This window comes from Arcicella aurantiaca (assembly GCF_003148625.1).
In the GTDB taxonomy this organism is placed as follows: domain Bacteria; phylum Bacteroidota; class Bacteroidia; order Cytophagales; family Spirosomataceae; genus Arcicella; species Arcicella aurantiaca.
Genome location: NZ_QGGO01000040.1, coordinates 23468 through 46694 on the forward strand (window position 1 = coordinate 23468; position 23227 = coordinate 46694).

The window sequence follows — 23227 nt, forward strand, 5'->3', positions numbered from 1 at the left end:
TAATATAGGTAATTAATTAATGGTTTTGCTATAAATTTATATTTTATCATGAAATGTCAATATCAAAAAAGGTACATTCATCAAATTGTATTTACAAATATACTCAAAAAAGTTAAGAATAATGAAACCGTTTCAAGACATTAGTCGATAGCAATTGCTTTCCATCCCCAAATCTTTTTAGAAGAATCGAACGCTCTGATTGCCTTCCCAGTTATCAATCCCTCTTTATTCATCACCAATGATGGCTCAATAAATACATTTTCTACAAAACCTGCATTTCCAACTTTTTTTAAGATACCCGAAAACCCCTTTTCTAAATGTACAGGAATTGTATCATCACTTTTACAGGCTGTTATCACTTGCCAAAAAGAACTGTCTGTATTGTTAACTTCGACTAATGAAAATTCCATAAATGCTCCAATACTTACTTTTACCTTCAATCTTTCATAGTTAAAACCACCAGAGACATTTTCGCTAACAAAAAATTGAGCCGTTTTCTTCTCAGGGTTTATTTTCCAAATAATACCCTTAAACTTAGCTGTATTTTGTAAAAGACTTTCTGCTTCGAGACTGTGCGTTTTATATAAATCATGTATATTCGTATATTGATTAGCGTTACTGATTTCAGGGAGGGATAACCATTCTCTTAATTGTACAGGAATTTGCCATTTATTGCCAACTCGAATTTCTATAATATTATCAATTTCTACCCTTGCGGCATTCCATTCTTGTCGAAGTATCAACAATCCAATCATTCTCTGACGCACTTTTACCAAAAAATCAGGAGATGCTTTACAAAGTAGAGCTTTTGCCAAACACGCAAATTGCATATCCATATTTGTCGGATGTAGTTGTGCCAATAAATCCCAAACCCAAAAGTCATTCTGTTTCTTTTGTGCAAAAGGAATGATAATCTCCTTTGCTTCTTCAAACTTTCCTAAGTTGAGTCTTAGTACAGCCCGATAATAAATAAGATAAACCATTTTAGATTGCTCTTTCGATACCTTATCAAGTTTTTCTAAAAACGAACTCAAATTATAGGTTAAATCAGAAAATTTATCATTTTCAATGAGCGTACACCAATTTTTAGCAACCGCAATATAATACCGTTCCACCAGTGCGGGCATAGCCTTACCGTTAGCCATTATTTCGGGTAGATAGTCTTGTGTTTGAAAATGATTAAATTTGTCAAAGTCTCGACAAAATAACTGGTAGGGTATTTCAGTCTGATGTTTTAAGATAGCCTTCAAAAGTGTACTATTTCCCAATGATACGTTATGGGGAATTTTTGACCAAAGGTCATAAAACATCGTCCAACAATCCCCAGTTGTTGAATTATCCAAGCGAAAGAAGAGTTTCGCCACCTGCCAACAAAGCTGCTCCCAAAATATTAACTCTTGATTATCAAGCATTAAATTGGCAATCATCGCTAAATATTTATTCAATTCGCTTACCGTATTGCACCGAGATTTGATTAATTCGATATATACCCATCCCGCCGCTCGACGATTGTACAAATTGTCAGGTTCTTGAGTCAATAAAATATTTACCAAAGCTAAAGATTCATTGAGTTGTCCTGCCTTTCTTAAACGAGTTACCTCCTGAGCATTGACGATTACATTTTGAGTAGTATTGAAGATAGTAGGGGATTATGTGAAAGTTTATTTTAAACGGAATTATCTACTATTTGGCGGAATTAAGGTTAGGCTTCTCCGAAGCCCGTAATTCGAGGCTATTCTTGTGCTACAAAGGTTGAATTTCTCCGAAATTGTGTCGATTTATACCTCGGAGAGGTTCAACCTTTGTAGAATATAGTGAAAATTCTCGTACCCACTTCGGAGAAGTGTAACCTTAAAAGAGTCCGCCAAATGGTAGATAATTCCGATTTTAAAAGAACAAAGTATGTTTGGGAGCAGCAATAATTTTAAATTCAAAAGATTTCCCAATACAAGTCAAGCTATTGAGCATATCTTCGCCCACAGGTAATACCAAAATGCTATCTTGATTTTCGTAACAAGCCTGCATTTTACGAAGCGTTATGGTAACTTCTTTTTGTAGTTTTCGATGAAAACGGGCAAAATAAATTGACTTTTGTACCCTAATACAACCTTTCTGTATCAGATATTTCGCCATCATATTCCGTATTTTAGTATTTTCAATGTCATACATAATAAAGCAATACATATCTTCTGAGCGTTTTAGTTTTTGAGCATTTTGAAAAAAATCAAAGAAGCCTTTTAACCCTTCTGGAATTGTCTCTGGAATTTTATCAAGGGCAACAAGCTCATTAATTTGTTTTTCAGGTAAAAAAGGTAATCCTGCCATTTTCCAATCTTCATTCAATTTCGTGATTGGCTTAGGGAGCGTTTTTTTCTTTCTTGGCATACATTTTTAGTTAGGTGAAATAAATCCTACCAACGAGACTTCCTCGGGGATAGGTTTAGGAAAAAGAAAATCAAAAATTGTTTGATGTAGTAACTGATTTAGCTTATCATCTATCCCTGTTTTGGGAGAAACTACCACAGAATAACCTTTTTTGCCATAAAATACATTCACTTCCGCCTTTCGGTAGCCCTGTTTCGCTATTATTTTCACACCGTATTGAATAGGTTTTTGTTCAAGAAGTTCTAAGCCAACTTGGGTACAAAGTTTTTCAATCTCAGTAAACAACTCCGTTATTTCTTTCGGAACAAAAATATCTTTTTCAATGCGAACAGGCGTATTTGGGTTAATTTCCCTTAGAATAGCTTTATAAGCAGTTTCATTAATTACCCCTTTGGCTATGTTTACATTTTTATCTTCCAACACAGCTATTTGATTTTCCTCAGTATAATGACTTGCTCCAGTAGCTTCAAAAATTTCACTCATAATATTTAAAGTGATTCCAACTGCCGAAGGATTATAATACACATTGGTATCATGAGAGAGAAAACACGCTCTACTAACATCAGAGGTTTTTAGGTCTATGAAACCAGTAAGACCTACTTTTACCCCAAACTTCTCTGCAAAGTCACGATACGCAATCTGAAACCCCTGAGCAGACACAAGAGGTTCAGATAATCTAAAAATTACTTTAATACCTTCGCCACTTGGTGAAATAAAAGCCATCAACACAGTATCATCAGCCTTGATAGCCTCTGGAATTGAACCATCAAAATCTGTCAAATGGTCAATGTCCAAAATAATAAAGTTGACAGCATTAATATTTTCAATTCTACGGCAGTCTTGTTGAAAAACTCCCCCCACAATATAAGGAAGGCGAGTTTTTAAAGTTCTGTATGCAGTCTTATCAATATTGCGGAGTTTCTGCAAACGAGCCACTTCCTGAGCTAATGAAGATGGTTTTTGCCCTGAAATTAAAGCAACAACGTCTTCAATAGTTACTCTCTGAAGAGTCTCAGAAGCAGATGTGATGGCAAAGCCTAATGAAAGTTGTGGAGTAGTATTGAAGGTATATATCGGTTTAAATGTGAGTTGATATGACAAACTTAAAGCAATAAAGTGTAATCTATTTTCACTTATATTTTTTTCAACATCGAGGCTAAACGTTGAGCTTCCAATTCAAGATGATTTAAGCGGCTTCTGCTAAGCCCTTCCAAACTAATTAATTCCTCTAAATACTCATTGATACTTTGAATCAATATTCTTTTGCCATAAGTATTCAACCAAAATTGTTGATTTTCGACATCAAAAAACTCTTCAAAAATTACTTCTTGTAAACACAAATGACACACCACATAATCAATCCAATGTCTAAATTTTTCAATAAAATCATACACCAAAACAGGACGATTATATTCATCACGGTGCATAACGCCAATGGCTGGGTCAATTCCAGCTCTAATCAAAGCCGATTCGCAATGAGCATATAGCATTCCGTAGCCATAGTTCAATAAACAATTAAACATATCCAATGCAGGGTGTTGCGAACGCCTTTCAAAACGATATTTTTGAGGTAAAATTAGTTTTATCCCCTCAAAATAATACTTTGAGCAACTGCCTTCAAATCCTCTAAAAGAGGCAAATGTTTCAGAAAAATCTTCATGCTTAAAATTGACAAACTTTTCAGCATATCTGTTTATTTTTTGTAACAAAATATCAATAGGGATTTCTGATAGTAAAGATAATAATTCAAGTACATTGCTTTGATTTTCAGCTTTTTGCTTTAAAACTGTTCGTACCCATTCCACTCCAGTCGAGCTTTGAGAAAACTTCAACTGATTTTTACGAATTGTTGAAATTGAACCGAAAGTATTTCCCCATAATCGTCCAATCGGATGCCCCTTTCGGTTAACAAATAGCACATCTGTATGATGGTCTAAAGCAGTCTGTACTACCTCAAATGAAAGTTTAGTAGCCGAATGAAGGTGAATGACTTTCACCTCATGTACAGACACAAATGCCACATTTTCACCAGAACGAATACAATAACGCCCATTTTTAACACTAAGGCTACTACCTTTTTGATTGATAATCAGTTGAGTTGTTGTGAAGATGGTATGGGGGGGAGAAAGATTTGTTTTCTTGTTTCGGATACAAAATTGGTGTATATTAGTGTAATGTAATTACACAATTTCAATAAAATGGCAAAAACAAAGAATCAATTTAATAGATTAGAAATATTACACAATCTATTGGTAAAAGGCTCTCCAGTAGGCTGGACAGATATAGAGAAAAGTTATTTACTCAACGGCATAAAGGTTTCTAAAAAAACGATTTTTAATGACCTTCAAAATCTTGAAGAAATTTATAAAGCTCCAATTAAGCATGAAAAAGGAAAATATAGCTATAAAGAAGTATATTCCTTTCAAAAGATGTTTAGTGTAGATGATTCAAAATTTGCAGAAGAATTACAAACCCTCTTACAGCAATTTGCTGAATTTCCTGTCTTTAAGGGTTTAGAAGACATTTGGCTTAAATTAAAAGAACGTATTCCAAATGCTCCTAAAGAACACATTGTACAATTTGAATCAAATAATGATTACAGTGGGCTAAAAAGAATAAATGAACTATATGAGGCAATTAAAAATAAAAAATGTCTGAAGATAAAGTATCAAGATTTTGATAAAGAATTACGAGAATACAGTATAAGCCCTTATCTTCTTAAAGAGTATCATAATCGCTGGCATATATATGGTTATGAATTCAAAAAGGAGAAAATTTATAATTTAGCTTTGGATAGAATATTAGCCATAGAAGATTCGTCTCTCCGATTTAGGCAACAAACTTCATCAGACTTAGCCTTTTTAGAAGATATTGTTGGCTTTACGTATTTATACAATCACAGAACAGGCAAGTATGCTCAATTAGAGACCGTTAAACTTAAAGTTGAATCAAAAAGAGCCAATTATTTAAAAACTAAACCTTTGCATCACAGCCAGAAGGAAATAGAATCAGAGAATATAGAAACCCACAAAATATTTGAATATCGTTTGAGAATAAATAACGAATTAATAGCCAAAATTCTGGAATTTGGCAAAGATGCAGAAGTTTTAGAGCCTGTAAGTTTAAGGGAGGAGATTGTGGAAAATATCCGAGAAATGGCAGAAGGTTATGGTATTTCAAATAAAATATCATAACCTTACAAAGAGTATTAATAAGCCCTAAATTGGATAAATTCAAATCGAGAAGTTTTTGTATCACCAATTTGTTCCGTAATTCTCTCGGTAGTGCTGGCAATACAAAGAATACCAATGGCTTTTAGTCTTTGTACCAAACGAAAACTAAAAGTCATTTCGCCCATAATATGTACAACAAGCGGATTGATTTGGCGTACTTTATGTTCATATTCATCAACGAATAAGTTAAGACCAGCAGAATCTAATGTCGGCGAAATTTGCGGAAAGGGTAAGTCTATTACTTCTTTATAGAGTTCAATAGCATGGTTATACTGTTTGGCAGACCATTGGCTACTGGGGTGATTGGTGAGATTGAGGAGCATAAATAATTTCTTCTGTGTTTTTGATATATGACCGAAGGTTGTCTTTAAAAGTTTTACTATTGGCATTGGCAACATAGCCAGCATGCTGAATATCGTTTCTACTACTTGTAATCTTTGCAAATAAACTAACGAATCGTATAATTAACGGATTCGTTATAAGTTGAAATACTCTACCCTTTTCTTTCGTAAGTACAGGATTCCATTTTGTTTCAGGAGTTTGTTTATTAATTACATTCAATACAGAAGAAATAAATGTTCTTGGATTTTCTTCATAACAATTATAAAAATTATCCTTGTATAGTTCTTTTAATTGGTCGAGTAGATACGTAATAATTCCTTCTTGTAATTGTGTAATACCTTGTTGTATAAGGTTATGTTCATAGCACCATTTCGCTGATTCTAACCAGATATGCTTTGTTTGAAGGAGTGGACTTACTTTATTTTTGATAATTTGGAAAAGAGGTTTAAGTGGTTTTATAAATAATTCTGACGATTCAATATTTGCTATTACTGTATTCAAATTGGTGACATTAAACTCTTTTAGTTCTTTTCCTCTATTTGTAAAAATATTAGCAATCAGTGTATTTAAAATGCTTCCTAAACCTTTCAAACTTTTTGATAATTCATCTTTCCCTTGTGTCTGAACTAAAACAGGTTTAACATTTTCATTGGTTAATTCAAAAATGCTATCCGCAAATCCATACTGATTAAAAATATTTGCAGCTTGTGTCCAGCGTTGCAATTCAATTAAAGGCAAAAGATTAATAATAGGAGCATTACGTTCTTCAATTGGCATACTAAGAACTTTTGCCTGCACACCTAATTTTTCAAAAGCACCGTAAAATACACCTTTTACTGTGATGTTTTTTGTCACTTTTAAGAAATCAATTAACGTTACGCCAAGCATAGGAAGAAATCTAAAGGCGTGTGTAATATCTAATATCAATTGGTCGCCATTTTCAATAACATTCGATACTGTTTCAAATATCTCCCAAATCTCAATTTCTGAAAAACCCTCCTTAATAGATAAAGATTGATATTGAGGACTGTTTGAATCTACTAAAATATTCTTATAAACTGTTTGCAAACCTATATTGGGTAAGTCGTATTGTTGACTTTGATTATTCCACTGACCATTATCCAAGTAATTCATTTGATTAGCCAACGATGTCGTAAATGTAAAAATTACATCATTTTGAGTAAAATCGCCACAAAATAGCTTGATAATAGCTTCCTGTATATACTTTACATTGCTCACTTTTTGTGTAGAATCTTCCTCTATAAAATAGTTACATGGAACATAATTATTAGTACCCAAAAATGAAATAAAAACTTTACGTGCCATAATTAAAAATTGATTTTAGTTAACTGATTAAAACCATAGACGGTTGCATCACTACGTTTTTGAAATTGGTCTCCGCCGTATATTACATGGGTATTGGTGGCAGGATTGATTTTTTTGAGATAATTCAAACCTTTAAAAAAGTCAGGCTGAATCGTTTTCCCTGATTTAATTTCGATAGCTTCGAGCTGTACGCCATTTTGTACAAGCAAGTCTATTTCATGTTGGGCGGTATCTCGCCAAAAATAAAACTGAGGTCTTTTCCCCTGATTCAAAGACTTTTTCATTAACTCAGTAATGACCAAATTTTCAAACAAATTACCTTTCGCAAAATGTACATTTAATTCTTCAGTCGTGCGAATACCCAATAAATGAGCCGCTAAACCTGTATCATAAAAATACACCTTGGGCGTACTGACTAAGCGTTTACTGAAATTTTCGAAATAAGGATTTAGTCGATACGCCACAAAAGAGGTTTCCAAAACTGACATCCATGCGTTAATCGTTTTATTATCCAAACCCAACTCTACTCCAAGACTATTTTGGTTAAATAACTGCCCGATTCTGCCTGCTAATAATCGAATAAATCGCTGAAATAAATCAAGGTTCAAGATATTTTTCACCTGTCTAACATCTCGTTCGATATAAGTCTGTAAATAACTATCATAAAAATCTTCTGGACTAATATTGTTTACCAACTTTCGAGGGTAAAAACCTTGTATCAATTGGCTTTCCCAATCATCAGTTAAATAAGGTGAACCATTCAGTTCCTCTATGGCAAAAGGCAATAAATTAAAAATAGCCACACGACCAGCCAATGACTGCGTGATTTTTTCCATCAGCAAGAAATTCTGAGAACCCGTCAAAATATATTCACCCATACGTTGCCGAGCATCCGTATAAACCTGCAAATACGAAAACAACTCAGGCACATATTGTACTTCGTCGAGAATCACCCCATTTTGATAGGTTTCCAAAAAACCCACAGGGTCTTGTTGAGCAAAGAGTCTATCAGAAGGGTTTTCGAGCGAAACATACTGATAATCAGGACGCAACATTCTCGTCAAAGTCGTTTTACCTGACTGCCGAGGACCAGTAATACTCACAATAGGATATTTGCCTAATAGTTCATTTACTTTATTTGAGATGGTTCTGGAAATCATTTCTTGTATATTTAGGAATTTAATTCCTAAATATACAAGAAATGATTCATTTGTAAAATTCTAAAGCTGTTTTATAGTTTTGTATTCTATACCATATTCTTTACATTTTTCTACAATGTTTTTGCTTAAATGGGGATTGAAGTTTGTTTCTAAAGGAAAACGAGTAACTAAAATGCTTTTTGAAATCAAACCACCAAAAGTATCTTTTCTGTTTTTGATTCTATCAATATGCTCAGATTTTACTTCTCCAGCTTTACATTCTACAAAAATGAGTTTTCCATTATCATTTATTAAAATATCGACTTCATTTTTATCTGAAGATTGATTCGATAGATATGGAAATTTTACACTTAGATAAATATGGTCTTGTGAATATTTTTTTTGTAAAGCTTGTGCTGACAAAAGTTCAAACCAGCCAGCACTAAAATAGATGAAATCAAGGTCTGATTCAATTAAACTACTTTCAAAAAATAGAGCATCATTATTTTTGACTGATAGTTTATAGTCTTGTATTGTCAAGTCAAACCCCTTCGTTTTAACTAACTTTTGAGATATGATTTTAAAAATACTTTGTTCGTTTCTCCTATCCTCTTTATATTTTCTAAAAACAGCGACAACGTCTTTAAGAAATGCTTTCCACGTTTCTCCAAATTGGCTTTTTTTAACAAATGCTAAATCATCTTTGAATTTTATCAAAGCATCTTTAAGTTCAACCTTTGAAGTTATTTTTTGTCCTTGAAGCTCTATGTATTCCTCTAAAAGGATTTCTGTCGTTACATTATCTTTTGTCTTTTTATTTAACCAATGAAGATTCTGGTTAGTGTCAAAATAGCAAACATTCTCAGCTTGCTTGATTTCATGAGCAAAAGCATATAAAGCCAAAGACATAATTTTTGTACCACCACTGATATTTGAAATAATTTCATCATCTTCATTGATGGTAAGTAAATTAAGCTTTTGCAAGCAACTATCATAGTCAAAGCCCCCAACGTCAAAAGATTCAACCTTACAGTTATAACTATTCTCGATGGTATTAACTAAATTTTGATTATATACTTTAGTATCATCAGAATAGAGATGTACAACTTTATCGGGTTTGATATATTTGAAAACACGAAAGTTTCCAATCACTTCTTTACCAATCAGAGAAATTAAAATTTTCATCCTATTAATTGTTTATAGAGTTGTTGAGCTTTTTCTTTTTCAAGCCATTCGGTTGCTCTTTTCCATTCATGATTCGACTCAAATGTACCTGTTATCCAAATTCTTTTGGTTCTATCAGATTCAAATTGAACCCTTACAATTTTTTCGACTACATCTTGAAACTCAGCTTCAAATTTTGCAAACTCGCCACTTTCTTTAACTTTCTTTGTCCATCTTAGAGCTTCTTTCTTAAAGTTATCCCAATTAGTCAACGTTCTCAATCTTTCAGAAATACCAGAAGAAGCCTTTAGCTTGCTTAGTTTCATTTCTAATTCTTGTTTCTTAGGGCTAAGAGGATAGTCTTTCAAAAACTGTGTTATTAACTCAATATTATCACTTGGCAAAACTTCCTCCAATCTACGTAGTTCTTCCATTTTACTAAGATGTTTCGTTTTTTTAAACTCTACATCTTGAAGTTTAGCGTTTAAGTCAAAACCGACAATGTTCATTTTGTATAGTTTTTCATAACAGTCTATTGCTACTTCAAAATCACTATTTTCCAAAACCTCCTTTACATAGTCCTCTAATGCTTGTATTTCCTTTATGCGTTGTTCTTCGGCTTCTTTTTTCTCTTTCTCTTTTCGACGTTCTTCTTGTATCTTTTCTAATTTTTCTTTGTTGATAATTTTAAGGATTTCATCATTTAGCAAAGACACAGAATTAAAGTTTCCATTAATCGTCGAATACGGACGTAGAAATAATTTAGGATTGGCTTTTTTATAATTGACAAATTCATTGGCATCTCTTGCTTGAACATTTGGTAGTTCTAACTGTGGATAGTTTAGAGAAGCATTCACAGCTTGACTTACAGGAGTTTTTGCCATTGAAAATAATTCACTTATTTGAGGTGTTTGAATCCACTCTTTTTTTAGCACCTCATTCATTTTATTTTCAAACTGAGCCATATACCGAGTATGCTCAACGCCCTTTAAAATATCAATTTTTACTTTCCCAAACCCATAAGGTTTTGCAGCTCCCAAACTATGAAATAGATTTGGCGTATTATGAAAAGTAATCGCAGATAATAACGCCCCAAGTTCTACTTTGCGTAGATTGTGAAAACGTATTTTACAATTAAATGATGTGCTTGCTGGTAATGGATTAAATTTTGATGAAATGTTCTCATTTGTATCATCTTCATTTACATAGGGCTTTTGATTAATATGAACAGGGTATCTTTTAAATCCAGATAATACAGATTTATTATTCAAATAGGTATTGTAAGGCTTATCATCTTCTTGCTTTAAGTAAAAAGGGTAATAAGAGGGTTTAGGAGAAGATAAAACTCTTTCTTCGGTATTTTGTGCTACTAAATTATCGGAGCGAAAGGCATGAGAAATAAACACCCGACCTTTTAAAGAATCAGATTTTTCATCTACTATTCCAAAAATGAGTTGAGCCAAATCTAATTCATCTTTTTTACTAGATTTATAAGAATGTACAGGTTCTAAATCTCCAATTGAATGACCGTTGTTTAGTCTGTAAAGCTTTGAAAAGCCAAAGTGTTTGACTTTGTTACCTTCAAGTTTGAAAAAGACAGGGATTCTATTAGATGGTTTATGATAATTCCATAGAGCATCATCCAGTTTATCCATTTTCTCAATTAAAGCTGTATCAACAGGATATTTTGTAGTTGTTTCCTTTGCAAATACAAAGTCATAGTGTTTATTATCAATATTGCCAAAAAGAACTATGTTGCCAATGAAAGTACCACTACTATCAAATTCGTAAAGATTCCCATAAGGAATTTGTTTATCTGGTTTCCCGTTTTTTCCTTTAATAACTTTAACTAATTCCTTCACTAAAGAAAGTGTAACTTCTTTATCCTTGTTATTGCCGAGTAAATTATATTTCTGAATAGTATCAGAAGCACTTTGAAGCTGTCCATTCAAAAGCTTACATTTTCCTTCAATGCCATTCATGGAAACTCTTACATGGTTTACAGGATACATAAACCATTGACTTCCTTCTTTTTTCAACCATCCAGACTTTAATTGACTTTGGTTAGTTTCGCTTTTGTACTCAATGTTATTCATATCACGAAGCCCAAAGAATGGCTTTTCGTCCACCTGCTTCATTCTCGAAAAGCTCATAATCTCCAACACATTCCGTATCATTCCTTTGATAGAAGTAGCAGGGATGAAGTAGCGTTTATTTACTCCTTCGCCAATATGAGAAAACTCATTTTCTTCTATATCTTTTGCATGTCCATTCCTAATAAAAATCGGGGTTTCAGCCGTAATTTTTAGGGTAATTTCGCCACTTTCGCCATCAGAAAATGGGATGTCATGACTAACTTGGTTAGCCCATTCGGGTTTATATACTTCGCTTTCCGTAGGAGCGGGTACAAAATTATAAGGTGATTTTACTTCTGTCATTTCCTTAATTCTTTTCGGTTGAATACTTAAAACCTGTAAAAATGAGTGCTTTCATGGTCATTACTTCCATCTTTTCACAAAGTTTATCTTCTTCTGGAATCCATAATTGTTTAAAGCAAACGTGTTTTACTTTATCTCCTAAGCGGTGAGGGAGATAGACTTTCTCTACTAATTCATGTTCAGCAGGTAGTTCGTCTAACTTAAACTCTTGAATATGATACTTCCCTGTATGACGTACCATGATAGAAATTTCTTCTTCTGCATTCCAAAGTAAGGCTTCTATGACAAATGGATTTTCTTTGGTGTCTTCAAAAGAATATTCTTTTTGGATAAGAGTCACAGGCTCTTTTTGGTCTGAGAACCAAACATAACCATCATATTTTCTTTTAGGTATATCAGTTATTGCTTTCATAGTCAAAAATTGTTTGAGTGCCTTTTAATACTTTTCCTGTAAAAATTCCATGTCCTTTTGTCGTCATACCACCTAAAGGAAGTAAACCTTTGCATACATCTTTTAGCGTTTCTTCAAAAGCTTTTTGAATAGTATCATCTTGGTTATAATCCAGATAGACTGTAACCTCAAATGCTATTTCTTCTGCTAACGTTGATACTTTTTCACTAAACAACGCACCATCTAAAGCTCCACCTGTAAATCTATCAATAGCTACATGATTAAAGATTTTATCACTGTTTACTTGGGATTTAGTAAAATAAAAGTCATTAAGAATTACGTTCCCTCTTTGTCCTTCTTTGCCCTCAGCTTCGTAACCAAATAATGCTTTTACAGCATCATTACTTTTACCTTTAGCTCCTTTATCTTCATCTATAAATTGTTTCTCAATCTTATTATAATGAAAAGCCGTTCTATGCGACAAAGCTCCTTTGATAGATGATGCAGGAATAAGGGTCTGCTCTTCAAACTCAATTGTACTGTTTTTGTAAACGGCTATTTCTTCGGTGACAGGCTTGTTATCCGCTTCATTGTCGCCAAAACCTTCACTAAAAATAAAGAAGCTATCTGGTTTTAAGATTAGTTTGTATTCTGTCAAAGTTGAGTCATCGCTTTTTCTTTCTTTTGATGTAAATCCTTCGTTTTTATGATTAAATGAAGGGTCAAAATTAAGATAGGCTTCAAAGTCGCTTGAATCGTTCAAATCATATACTCTTTGTTCAAGGCTGTGAATGTTGAGTTTGCCGTAACCGTTTCTTGTACCTTGTCCAATTCTGAATAGTGGACTTGACAAATTAGCTAAAATAGCATCCCAATGTTTTTCATCTTGCTTTGTGCCTTTGAGTTCCAATTCAAAAATAAAGCGTGTGCCTTTATAGACGATTTCATTATCGAAAAGCCCATTATTTACAGCAACCCCTCTATCATTAATTCTTACGTGTTGGCGTGAGGGTAAGTTTGTATATTTACTTACTATTGTCCCATCCTTGTTTTCTGGTATTTGTGCCGTTAGTCCTTCTACTACTTTATTTTCATTGATAAGCATATAAGCCGAACTGATTTTTAAGCGTGAACCTAAGCCTATATTTCCCTGTTGATAGCCAAATATTTCTTTCCAAATAGTACTCTTTTCAGGGTCATTGTCTTCCAGTGCATGACGTAAAACACCAGTCAAGGAAGTTCCTTGAATCATAGGTAAACCATGAATATCTTTCTGGACTAAAGCATCTTTCAAAAGAGAGGCTTCGCCAGAACCAACAAATAAGCCCGTTTCTGCTTCTAAAACAATACGAGCAATATATCTATGTGTAAAAGCCATCTTATTTTTCATTTGTATTTTTTAAATTTTGGCTAATTTTTGCCATTTCAGCAGCAAACTTGGAAACGAATACAGTACCGAATGAGTGGTTTAATTTAATCAAAGAAAAAAGCTCATTTCTTCGTACTCCTGACTTGAAATCCCAACTTTTCTCAGCGGAATTTCCATAGGTTAATGTTCCTTGAAACGTACTTGAGGTTGTTGCAATCAAATTTTTAACTCTTTGTAAGAAATCGAGTATATTTTCATTATTTTTCTCCAAATCATCCTCCAATTTTTCTGTTTCAGAGATATGTTTGGCTATGAATTCTCCAATTGTTTTAGAGTTAAAGAAAAGTTTTATCACCAGAGCTTCTAAACTATCAGCATTGAGAGCTTCTTGACGAATATTTCCCCACTGACTTGGCGAAATATCTTTTGTTCTTAATTCCTGTGTGAACTTATATTCATCTGTCTTATTCTCTTGCTTTTCGTGAATACTGAGGTGTACACTTTCTGATAGTTTCAATTCATGGTTTTTAACATCGAATTGTACTTTTAAGAATCGTCCAAGAGGTGTGTTTACTGGATTTGGATTATCATTATTTTTTTGTTCTCCTTTATTCGAGTTTTTATCTTCATCGTTTAGAAAATCAAACTCCCATTCGCCAGTACTTTGATTCCCTTTCAGAAACTTAGGATTATAAATCACTCGTCCTAAACCTTCGGCTTGGTATTCACCAACGTTATCCGTTTTTTTCTCTGGAGCTACGGCACCTTCTACATAAAAAACAGAACCTTTCAAAATACAATCCCTTTGCGTATTGGGCGTATTTCTAATGCCGTTCCACGGAGAGTAAGCATAAGTACGGATTTGAGATTTTTTCCAACAGATTTTTCCACCAGTAAGTCCTAAATCTTTAGGTTTAGGTTGAAAAGTTGTTTGTCCAAATTCATTGAAAAAGCAAAGATTACTTTCAGCATAAACGATGGTATAATTTGTATTAGAAATAGAGTCGATTTTTTTAGGTGCTTGTTCGTCCTTGAATTTTTTAATACAAACCTGCCCATATTGAGCGGTTTTAGACTTGCCTATGCGTTTATTTCCCAGTAGAAAATCTTCTACAATTTTCTGATATTCAGCATTATGATAACGCACCGAAAAAATATATACTTGACCAGCTTTTAAAGATTCAAAGCCAAACATGGCACCATCTTTTGAGCGTCTTTCGTCTCTATCCTGAGCAGATTTTAAAACAAAGTTCTTTTCAGGACTTTTCAAGAGATGTCCTGATGGAGTTAAATAACCGTTTCTTTCTTGCTTTAACTGAATACCCTTTTCTCTGAAATTATCAAAATGGTGTTTGTCCAATAAATGATGCACCCATGTTTTTGTTTTGTCTAACTTATCTTTGAATAGTGAAAAAGGCATGGCATAGCTAACTTCTGTACCTTTATCATCCAAAGAAATATGAGCATCACCAAATGATACTTCACCAGCGTGTAATATTTTATATGCTTTTTCTTTGTGATTTTTGTATATATCATTAGCCACAATCCCCAAGAAATTACTTCCTGCGATATAGTCTAAAGTCGTCATATTTCCTTCGGTCGCCATCTTGTTGTTCAAAACAACATCACTCAAAAGTGTACAGGTATAATATTGTTCTTTCATAGTTTAATTCGATTTTGGAGTGATTTCAAACTTACATCTACCTAATCCTCGGTTGCGGTTTACGCCTAAGTGTCGAACCCATTTGAGGGCTTTTATTAATAAATCTTTCTGAGTCTCTAAATTGATTCCTGAAATAGTACCTACTAAAGTAATGGGGATACAAACCTCCATGACTCTCAGAGAATTAGGCTTTGCAGTACCATTTTTTTCAATTTGCGTTGAAGCAATATTGCGGTACAAGAAATCACTAAGAGCAGGAGTAATGTCTTTTTTTTCTGCGTCTGAAAGAGTAGCATTAGAGAAAAAAGCTTTTTTATCATTCTTATCATAAGCCTTAATTCCAAAGATGGCATTTATATCATCCTTAGTACATTGATTGACTTCTGTCATATCTTCCAAAGCCTCTTTTAATAAGCCTTTTATAGTCTTACCAGCAACGTAAGGTAAATTACGGTCATCCTTGATAACCATTGCATCCGCTTCAGCACCGCCCGATAGACCCGAACCGCAATGCCAATCGCTTAAAAATGTTATTTTGTAGGTCAGTTCCATTTTTAGTATTTTAGGGAATGAAGTTGGATTACGTCGTAGATGATGGTTTTATACTCAGGTAAAGGCTTTTTATTTTGCTCTTTATTTTTTGCTATCTGTTCTTGCGTATATGCGATTTTTTCAAGCGTATTCTCTAAATCTAAACGTTTGTACAAACTTCCCTCACCTCTACTTTTTTCTGTTTGTTCCATTCTTGCCATCATAAAATCAGCAGTAGATTTATCTTTGTATAATTCTGAAATCCATTGGCGAAGTTTAGAAACACGCTTTGATTTGTCATTTTCAGGAGTAGCTTCTTTTGCTAACTCCTTTAACATTTCATCAAGCATTTCTACATTTGGTTCACCTTTATCAGGGTGAATCAGATAAGGACCATAATCAAAGCTTACATTTGAAATTGTAGCTGTAAGCGTTTTTTCGGTCATATCCTCTAACCTCTCAATAAATGAAGACTGCACTTTGTAGAAAGACAAACTTGAAGGAGGAATATTAGTACCTTCATTATTAATGTATTTCTTAAACTTATTTTCTTTTGAAAACTTCTTAGCCTTTCCCGTAAGTAACTCTGCTAAATGTACGCCATAATGAAAGGGATATTTTTCTTTAATATAGGCAATACCAGCACAGGCAGTAATACCATTTTCAAAGCCTTCAACTTGGTAGTCATTCTTTAAAAACTTAAACTGCTTTTCGGTTTCTTTTTCAAATGCTTTTAAGAACTCAATCGTAAAATCTAAAGCTAAATCTGCACGGATAATGACTGTTAGGTCATCACCCCCAAGTATTACGGGACGGATGGGGTACTTATACTTAGCTAAATCGACATTTATGATACTGGTAAAAGCTATCTGTGCTGCCTTTTTCGTAGCATTATCAAGACTTTTAGAAAAAGTAGAAAAAACTGTTTTTACCTTTTCTTCTGAAAATTTATTCTCTTTAAGTTTTCTTCCAAGTGTTTGTAAGAGAATTCCTAAAGCGTTTCCATCAGCATGAATAATAGCCAGCCATGAGTTTTTACCACTTTCTGTAATTTTCTCAACATCGAGAGGAACTTCTTCTTTTGATACAACCTTGTTTGAAATCTTGAAAAATAAGTTCTCCTTTTGTTGCTTATCTTTATTTTGATATTCAGGGTCAGACTTTTGAAGTTTTTTATGAGTTGCCTCACAAATCTCCTCGATTCCCCCCTTTCGCTTGTTTCTACTAATGAAAGCCACACCACCAGCTCTTCTGTCTCGTTCTAAACCCATAAAGCCTGTTTCAATTGGCATTGAAGCCTTGCTTCTTTGTGCTTTTAGTAGCTGTTCCAAGCAATCTATATCTTTTGGTAAATCACCCGTTGTAGGAACAACAGCTTGACTGATCGTAATACCGGGTGCAAAATCCATAATTACTTTTGGAAAGATTCTAACTAAATGTTCACACTTAGTTTTATCTTCAAAAATGTACTTGATATTACCTGCTGCATTGATGATGAGATTTTTGTCATCATTTAAAATACCAACAACTTCCAAAAATTTGGTAGTACAAATCTGTTCAACCAGCTCACTTGCACCAACAATTTCTTTGAGTTTGTTTGTTTGAAAAATAAAGCCCTGTATGCCTTGCACACTGGCTCCGTAGAGGTATTTCATATTTTCTATCTATTTTTTATCTGTGAAACCGTACCAAAGCCAAGACTAACGCCCTTCCCCAATCCCACAAAGTCGGGCAAAAACACGTTACTTCTAAAGCGAATATCAAATGCCAACAACTTTTGTTGCTTATAGGGTACTATTTTGGCTTTAATTAATTCGTCTATTCGTAATGAAATTTGCTTATCAATATCCCATTTTACACCTTTGGCGAAAGAAATAATATTAGCTTTCAATATGTTTTCTAAGAATATGGTTTGTGCGAGTTCGTCTTTTAAAGCCTGATATTTTTCGTAGTTTTCTTGATTAAGTGCTAACCAGTTATATAGGCGATATTCAAAATGTTTTTCCCATACTTGAAGATTATACTGTTGCATCTGTAGGTTTTTAACAACCAAAGAAACAGGTCGTTGCCCAATGACAATCTCCATATTAGTGTTATTAAAAAGATGGTGTATTTCTTCTACCCCATAGTCAATACAAATGATAGCGGGGTTTTTGCCAATACGTTTATATTGGATGACAGGATAGCCATATAGAAACTCACGGTCGTTGAGGTGATTATGGAAAATGATATGTTCGTTACCAGCTTTGGCAATCACAGCTCCACGGAAAGCAGGGATTTCATAGGCTTCAATTTCGGTATCGAACTGAATTTTTAGGAATCGAATTTTAATCATTGATTTAGTTTATGTTCAGATGCAAAGTAATGGCTAAATAGTGTAAAGTAATTACACAATCAAGATAAGTCACAACTGCCATTATATTTTACGAAATGAATTGAGGGAATGAGGGGAATATGCTAATAAGGTGTTTGATGCAGATTGAATTCATAATTAAAATGTAGTTAATTGTTAGAGTGAGTTATCAGTTACAAATAAACGAAATAACTTTTAAATATTTTAGCGTAGAATTACCTAATGTTCAAAATGTTTTATATGTGATGCGATTAATTTTATCAAAAACTTCCCACTAAAGGGTAATATATCTTTCATCGCAGATGCAACCGAACTTTCTATCTAAAGGCCATAGAAATTATTATAAATATTAAAAACTGCCAATCATCCAAAGGAAGAAAACTATACAAGTCTTAAAGTCAAAAGAAAGCACAAAACGAATTACTTTATTTGTGGACAAAAGAAAGTAAGTAAATAGTTTAAAACTTTTGAAGTTATTCAAACTCATTGGAATATCTGTTGTATTTTATAATACTCGATAGAATTTAGTTTCATAGAATTTGATTAAAATAACAACAATATAAAATTTACAAACAGATTAATGTAGTCTTTTGAATGTAGTCTTTAATTCGGATACGATTTTATAAAATCTCTCATTTTTGTGAAACGCTTTAATTAAGAGTGACGACTTTTGAAATGTAATTAAAATTGGTAATGGTAAAATCAGAATCAGAATCCCAAGAATCAAGAATCAGAATCCCAAGAATCAGAACCAGAACCAAGAATCAATAAACCAAGGGCGAATTCAATGATTCTGCAAAATCAGAATGAGAGTCTTCAAAATAATGTAATTGAAACTTCGCACTTAAAATATATGAGTGGAAAATCAATTCGGAATTTCCTAATGAATAAGAAGGAGGTCAGTGGAAGAATATTTAGGTAGATATAGGAACATAAAGTTTGAAACCCTCTGAAATCCTAAAACACAAAAGAGCAGATGAAAACCTGCTCTTCCAAATATCTTCAAGTCGAACGACAAACCATAAAAGAAGTCACCGAAGCCGACCGCTACCAGAGCTTGAGTTCAAGACTAGCCGTCTGCCATGCCTTCATGGTTTGGCTTTCAGCCACCACGAAGGCTTAGCTATTGGTGGCAGGCAAATTTTTGTCCGATGATGTGTCCACGAGCAAAAGACTGTCCGTTTAAAGTCGTCCGAAATACAAAAAACTGTCCAACGAATCAATAAAACTAAATTATAAAAGGTCGTCCGAAGATGCAAAAAACTGTCCACAAGCAACAAACTCAAATTTACAAAATATCGAAAAAATCTTATTTTTGACTGATGACAATTTGAGTATTGTAATCTCTAAAATCAATAATCTTTCCTTTTACTTTTGTTCCAATAGGGGTGTAATTCCCACTTTGATAAACTTCGGGTGTCAAATCTTTAATATCTACGATTTGTATTAAAACTGTAAATTCTTGTTCAGAAACTACTTCCAAAAAATCTCCAAATGGATTTTTTTTAATCACTGTACCTTCAATTTCTTGCCCGAATTCGTAAGTCTGTTTAGCTTTTTCCCATGTCATAAATGTATTTTTTTGTTCTGTTCTCAAGCCTTCGAAATTTCAAAAAACTGCACACGGGCAACAAAAAAAAAATCAAAAGATGTCCGATGTTATTAAAGAACTGTCCTCGGACAAAGAAAATAAACTCTAAAAGGTTGTCCTAAGTTGCCTTCAAACTGTCCGTCAATGTCGTTTTATGCTTGCCACAAGCCCCTATGTAAAATAGAATAGTTACCTTGGACTCAAATCTAAATTACATAAAAAAATGGAAACGCAAAAACTCTTTATTGGTTTGGATATTCACAAGAAGTCATGGTCTGTGGATATTCGTACCGACCTGTTTCACCACAAATATTTCACCCAGCCACCCGAACCCACAGCACTGGAAAAATACGTTGATACGCACTTTCCTAATTACGAAGTACATTTAACCTATGAAGCAGGTTGTTGCGGTTTTTCAGCGGCTCGCTACTTTCTAAATTTGTCTTGGAAAGTAACCGTAGTGAACCCCGCTGATGTACCAACTTCCGACAAACAGAACTATCAAAAAACAGATAAGATTGATGCAAAGAATCTCAGTAAACAACTGTCGGTCAATAATTTAAAAGCGATTTATATACCCACAGAAAGCGATGATTTTATACGTTGTTTAATCCGTCAGCGAAATATGATTGTGAAGCAAAAACGAACGGTGAAAAACCGAATCAAGTCATTTTTGTTATTTATGGGTACTAAAATTCCCGATGAATTTGATAATGCAAACTGGTCAAAGGACTTTTTGAACTGGCTATGTGAGCAATATCAGGATGAAAAGATGGGCAAATTAACGCTTGCTTCCCAGCTCAAAATCTTAGAAGTTTTGCAAAGTGAATATTTACAAATTGCGAATGAATTACGGTCATATTACCGACAGCATGAAAGAGAATTATATTATCTGTTGAAATCCGTTCCTGGGGTTGGAGGTTATTTGGCCTCGGTACTGATAGCAGAATTAGGGGATTTTAGTCGATTCAAAAATGAGCAACACTTAAGTTCCTATGTGGGTTTAGTACCTGGAATTTACGCCAGTGGTGGGGACGAGAAAGTCTTAGGCATTACGCCCCGTTGCAATGCTTTACTGAGGAGTTATTTGATAGAAGCTGCTTGGGTGGCGGTAAGGCTTGACCCTGAGATGCAGTTGTATTTTAGAAAACATCAGGGGAAAAAACAACAAGTAATAATTTTAAAGATTGCCCATAAATTAATCAAAAAAATCTTTGCCGTAGTAAAACGAAAGACACCGTATGAGGTCAATATTTCGGTGATAAAATCAGCATAAATTAGTCAAAACAATAGCCATTGTCCTTGACCGCAAAACATGGGTTGTGAAGTAGTGCAAGCTACTGCCACACCGCCAAGCCTGCGGCAGGACAAATTTTCAGAGCGATAAGAGCTTGTGAGACGGAGTAAATTCCGTGATCACGTATAGGAGCCTGTTTGGGAATTTATGGTACAGCAATTTGTAGTAGGCAAATGGCGATGTTGAGTTTCAATCGGTTAGATTTACTCACATGTATAACCTACAATTCTTCTATTTTTTAACGACAAAAAGAAAAATGTCAATAAAATAGAAGCAGGGATTTACATGAATAAATTTTCTAAACGAGAAGTAATAATTAGGTTATTTGTATAAATCATATAAACTTTCAAAGAAAATACAAAAAACTATTTACATAGGAACCTTTGTTAGTGGCTGTTGTCTGAATTATAGTTTTAAATGATTCTTAACTTCTATTTTTCATTTAGGCTACGGATTGCTTCCTCAAAAGCCTGAGTTGCTTCCATTCCCTTTTCCCACCCTGCGTAATAGGCCAAATGTAGTGCAGCCTCTCTCAATTCATCTGGAGAAAGTTCGTTGTTTTTCAACGCTCCCAAAGCTTGAATTTTCAGCGTTTCACGCTTCCCCGTAGCTGCTGTTACCCCGATGATTAATAATCTTCTATCTTTAATTGACAAATTGGGCCTACTCCAAACAGATGCAAACAGGTGCTCAAGTGTTTCATTTACTATTAAACTGTTATTTTCCTTCAAACGGTCAGAGAAGCCTTCTCCATAAACGGCATCCATCATCTCAAGTCCAGATTTTCTTTTCTCGCTTTTTTTTTGATTATCCATGATAACTTTATTTTAGATTATTTTTCATCGTTCTCCCTATGGATTGCATATATTTCGTTTGTCCTCCGTCAATAAGCACATCGGTACCTGTCATAAAACTTGCATTGGGACTATTAAGGAACTCAACAACTCCCGCAATGTCTTCAGGAGTACCAAAACGTTTTACAGGCCCATTTTCAATCATGTCCCTCATCGAAGAATGAATCTGCATTTCTGCTTTAGCTTGAGGGGTAGCGATTGTACCTGGGCTAATTGACATTATCCTAGCATTTTTCTTGCCCCATGAAAGAGCCGCAGATTGTACTTGCAGTTGATTACCCCATTTAGACACAACATAAGCATAGATGGTATTGCCATTATCCAACTGTTGTACCAACTTAGCCATCTCTTCCCGATTGGCAGATTTGATTTGTTGTTCCAATTCCGGATTGCTGGGAAACGAATGCCCAGCCATACTGGATATAATAATCCCTACCGATTCTTCGGTAACGTATTTTTGAAATGCTTCGATAAAATTGGCATTACCAATAAGGTTTACTTCGAGAATTAGTTTTGTGTTGTTGCTTGACGAAGACACACCTGCGGTGTTTATCACTGTTCTAATTTCCCCGAGGCTTGCTGCGGTTTCTGCCAGACGTTCAACAGATTCATATTTTACAACATCCAATTGTTGAGTGTGTACATCATACCCTGCATCTAATAACTCCTTTTCTACTAAATCAAGTTTGGTTTTATCATAGTCGGCTAGTACAAGTTTATGACCTGTTCCAATACGTCTTGCAATAGCAACACCCATGCCTCCGGAACCAATTATCACAATTACTTTTTTTTTCATCTTTGTATTTTTTTCGTCTATTTATTTTGATTATCAGACCGCTCTAAAAGTTCTGACTAACGTACACTTTTCAGGTTGTTGCAAGCCCTAAATCCTGCGTTGTCAAGTCGAATTTAGGGATTTGTTTTTTAATATGTTTTACTAACCCCATTTTTCTTTTTTGGTCGAGCATCAAGTAGGCTGTTGGTGGATTATAGGGTTCTTTTTTAGTAACCATATTGTAAATTATCACGCCTAATTTTCTTGCTGTGGCACTGATGGCGGTTGCTCTGTCTGATTTATTTAAGATGCGTCTAAAAAAATTGGAAAGGTGTGTATCTTTTAATCCACCGATGACATTGGCTGCATTTCTTAG

General features: G+C 34.1%; 20 protein-coding genes and 1 pseudogene. 2 read left to right on the forward strand and 19 right to left on the reverse strand.

The window, feature by feature from the left end; genetic code table 11:
* Positions 1–140 precede the first annotated feature (140 nt).
* The 4 genes from LV89_RS22905 to cas1 all read right to left on the reverse strand — a co-directional run bounded on the left by LV89_RS22905 (position 141) and on the right by cas1 (position 4550).
* Positions 141–1553 (reverse strand): DUF7017 domain-containing protein, encoded by a 1413-nt coding sequence (locus LV89_RS22905; protein WP_146199245.1) that lies wholly within the window; start codon positions 1551–1553, stop codon positions 141–143.
* 334 nt (positions 1554–1887) lie between these two features.
* Positions 1888–2385, reverse strand: coding sequence for a CRISPR-associated endonuclease Cas2 (gene cas2 / locus LV89_RS22910; protein WP_109745262.1), 498 nt, complete (start codon positions 2383–2385; stop codon positions 1888–1890).
* Positions 2386–2391: 6 nt separating this feature from the next.
* Positions 2392–3486 (reverse strand): CRISPR-associated primase-polymerase type B, encoded by a 1095-nt coding sequence (locus LV89_RS22915; protein WP_158279673.1) that lies wholly within the window; start codon positions 3484–3486, stop codon positions 2392–2394.
* A gap of 32 nt (positions 3487–3518) precedes the next feature.
* Positions 3519–4550 (reverse strand): CRISPR-associated endonuclease Cas1, encoded by a 1032-nt coding sequence (gene cas1, locus LV89_RS22920; protein WP_109745264.1) that lies wholly within the window; start codon positions 4548–4550, stop codon positions 3519–3521.
* Positions 4551–4583: 33 nt separating this feature from the next.
* On the opposite strand from cas1, the gene LV89_RS22925 reads away from it, so the two are divergent.
* On the forward strand, positions 4584–5579 hold the full coding sequence (locus LV89_RS22925; RefSeq protein WP_109745265.1) for a helix-turn-helix transcriptional regulator: 996 nt from the start codon (positions 4584–4586) through the stop codon (positions 5577–5579).
* Between the two features lie 14 nt (positions 5580–5593).
* Here the strand turns inward: LV89_RS22925 and LV89_RS22930 are convergent, their stop codons facing one another.
* The 12 genes from LV89_RS22930 to LV89_RS22985 all read right to left on the reverse strand — a co-directional run bounded on the left by LV89_RS22930 (position 5594) and on the right by LV89_RS22985 (position 19904).
* Positions 5594–5941: a CRISPR-associated protein gene (locus tag LV89_RS22930; RefSeq protein WP_109745266.1), complete on the reverse strand. Its 348-nt coding sequence runs from the start codon at positions 5939–5941 to the stop codon at positions 5594–5596.
* The gene (csx2, locus tag LV89_RS22935) at positions 5910–7286 is read right to left on the reverse strand and encodes a TIGR02221 family CRISPR-associated protein (RefSeq protein ID WP_109745267.1); all 1377 of its coding nucleotides are present in this window, start codon (positions 7284–7286) and stop codon (positions 5910–5912) included. The genes LV89_RS22930 and csx2 overlap by 32 nt, the downstream gene beginning before the upstream one ends.
* Before the next feature lie 2 nt (positions 7287–7288).
* Positions 7289–8446, reverse strand: a complete 1158-nt coding sequence (locus LV89_RS22940; RefSeq protein WP_109745268.1) for an ATP-binding protein — start codon at positions 8444–8446, stop codon at positions 7289–7291.
* Positions 8447–8506: 60 nt separating this feature from the next.
* A complete protein-coding gene (locus LV89_RS22945; protein ID WP_109745269.1) occupies positions 8507–9610 on the reverse strand; it encodes a PDDEXK family nuclease in 1104 nt (367 codons plus the stop codon).
* Positions 9607–12027 carry a TIGR03986 family type III CRISPR-associated RAMP protein gene (locus tag LV89_RS22950; protein WP_109745270.1) on the reverse strand — a complete coding sequence of 807 codons (2421 nt, stop codon included), beginning with the start codon at positions 12025–12027 and terminating at the stop codon, positions 9607–9609. The genes LV89_RS22945 and LV89_RS22950 overlap by 4 nt, the downstream gene beginning before the upstream one ends.
* A gap of 4 nt (positions 12028–12031) precedes the next feature.
* A complete protein-coding gene (locus LV89_RS22955) occupies positions 12032–12439 on the reverse strand; it encodes a TIGR04423 family type III CRISPR-associated protein (protein WP_109745271.1) in 408 nt (135 codons plus the stop codon).
* Positions 12423–13808: an RAMP superfamily CRISPR-associated protein gene (locus LV89_RS22960; RefSeq protein WP_109745272.1), complete on the reverse strand. Its 1386-nt coding sequence runs from the start codon at positions 13806–13808 to the stop codon at positions 12423–12425. The genes LV89_RS22955 and LV89_RS22960 overlap by 17 nt, the downstream gene beginning before the upstream one ends.
* On the reverse strand, positions 13798–15450 hold the full coding sequence (locus LV89_RS22965; protein ID WP_109745273.1) for a hypothetical protein: 1653 nt from the start codon (positions 15448–15450) through the stop codon (positions 13798–13800). The genes LV89_RS22960 and LV89_RS22965 overlap by 11 nt, the downstream gene beginning before the upstream one ends.
* Before the next feature lie 3 nt (positions 15451–15453).
* Entirely contained in the window at positions 15454–16002 is a 549-nt protein-coding gene (locus tag LV89_RS22970; protein WP_109745274.1) for an RAMP superfamily CRISPR-associated protein, read from the reverse strand.
* Between the two features lie 2 nt (positions 16003–16004).
* Entirely contained in the window at positions 16005–17636 is a 1632-nt protein-coding gene (locus tag LV89_RS22975) for a Cas10/Cmr2 second palm domain-containing protein (protein WP_109745275.1), read from the reverse strand.
* 5 nt (positions 17637–17641) lie between these two features.
* Entirely contained in the window at positions 17642–18316 is a 675-nt protein-coding gene (locus tag LV89_RS22980; RefSeq protein WP_109745276.1) for a CRISPR-associated endonuclease Cas6, read from the reverse strand.
* Positions 18317–19643: 1327 nt separating this feature from the next.
* The gene (locus tag LV89_RS22985; RefSeq protein WP_158279674.1) at positions 19644–19904 is read right to left on the reverse strand and encodes a hypothetical protein; all 261 of its coding nucleotides are present in this window, start codon (positions 19902–19904) and stop codon (positions 19644–19646) included.
* A 244-nt stretch (positions 19905–20148) separates the two neighbouring features.
* Between LV89_RS22985 and LV89_RS22990 the strand changes: the two genes are divergently transcribed.
* Positions 20149–21201 (forward strand): IS110 family RNA-guided transposase, encoded by a 1053-nt coding sequence (locus LV89_RS22990; protein WP_109745278.1) that lies wholly within the window; start codon positions 20149–20151, stop codon positions 21199–21201.
* A 452-nt stretch (positions 21202–21653) separates the two neighbouring features.
* On the opposite strand, the gene LV89_RS22995 is transcribed toward LV89_RS22990, so the two are convergent.
* The 3 genes and pseudogenes from LV89_RS22995 to LV89_RS25395 all read right to left on the reverse strand — a co-directional run.
* A complete protein-coding gene (locus tag LV89_RS22995; RefSeq protein WP_109745279.1) occupies positions 21654–22037 on the reverse strand; it encodes a carboxymuconolactone decarboxylase family protein in 384 nt (127 codons plus the stop codon).
* A 7-nt stretch (positions 22038–22044) separates the two neighbouring features.
* Entirely contained in the window at positions 22045–22872 is an 828-nt protein-coding gene (locus LV89_RS23000) for an SDR family oxidoreductase (RefSeq protein ID WP_109745280.1), read from the reverse strand.
* Between the two features lie 70 nt (positions 22873–22942).
* Positions 22943–23227: pseudogene (locus tag LV89_RS25395) on the reverse strand (IS110 family transposase); the annotation flags it as partial.